This is a genomic window from Photobacterium lucens, from assembly GCF_009873615.1.
GTDB classification, from domain to species: Bacteria; Pseudomonadota; Gammaproteobacteria; order Enterobacterales; family Vibrionaceae; genus Photobacterium; species Photobacterium lucens.
Genome location: NZ_SSMG01000414.1, coordinates 1 through 1145 on the forward strand (window position 1 = coordinate 1; position 1145 = coordinate 1145).

A 1145-nucleotide genomic window follows, 5' to 3' on the forward strand; every position below is an offset into this window, starting at 1 on the left:
AAAGTGTAGTGTTTTCTTACCGTAGATTTAAATATCTAATATTTATATTTGTCTTTTAATTGATGATTTAAAGATCAATGATCTAGATAAGATGAAATGTTATTGATCTAGTATTATTAATAATATAAAAATCAATAACACAAAGGCCGCCATTGCTAGGTAGAGCGATGGCGGTTCTGGTGCTTAACAGTATCTAATAACATACCGTATCTTAAATCTTCTCAATTGCGGAAGAGATATCATTGAGCAGTAGCTTTGCATCATCACTTCTTATTTGTAGTAAAGCCATGAAAAGAAGATCAGTAATAACGTTCTGGGCTGTACGAGAAGAGATAGAAGAACTGCGAAATTGTATTTCATCTGCAATCGTATCAATAGTGTAGTGAGCTAATTTTCGCAATGGATTGTTCTTTACGTTGGTCAAAGCAATGACTGTTGCGCCTTTTTCATAAGCATATTGTGCAGCCATCAGCACTTCCTTTCGTTTCCCTGAAAAGGAGATTGCGATGAGAATATCATTCTTTGTTAACGTATTAGCTGTTGCTATTTGGACATGTGGATCTTGCTCTGTTAGTGCTGTAATACCTATTTTTAACAACTTAAAAGTAAGATCTTTGGCTGTTAGTGCAGAGCCACCAATACCAACAATTTGAATACGTTGCGCTTGATTAATGAGTTTTACGACTGTTTCAAATTCCGCATAATTAAGTGCATTGGTTGTTGCGACCATTGCATGTGTTTTTTCTTGAAGTAATTTTTGTGCAATAGTTAGTGAAGAGTCACCACTATGAATTTTGTTATGAATAGGTCTTTTTGGCTCAAGAATGGCATTTTGTTGAGCAAGATCTTCAATAATGGCAAGTTTTAGTGCTGTAAATCCTTTAAAACCAAGTCGCTGTGCAAATTTGATCACCCCTGATTGTGAAACACCTACCTTTACTGCGACATCTTGGCTTACGTAGGCACTTAGAGAAGCAGGATCTTCAAGAATAAAGTCTAATATCTTCACTCCATTGCTTGATAAGCTACTTCTTTGGTTTTGCATTCGCTCTAAAATACTCATTTTTACCCAATTTTAATGAATTAATTATTCAATGAGACTTAAACATTATTCATTCGACTTAATTGTTGCTAACTGTTTGAAT

General features: G+C 34.5%; 1 protein-coding gene. It reads right to left on the reverse strand.

From position 1 onward, the window contains the following. Positions 1 to 211: 211 nt before the first annotated feature. Entirely contained in the window at positions 212 to 1063 is an 852-nt protein-coding gene (locus tag E5A76_RS16975; RefSeq protein ID WP_161119650.1) for an SIS domain-containing protein, read from the reverse strand. Positions 1064 to 1145 lie beyond the last annotated feature (82 nt).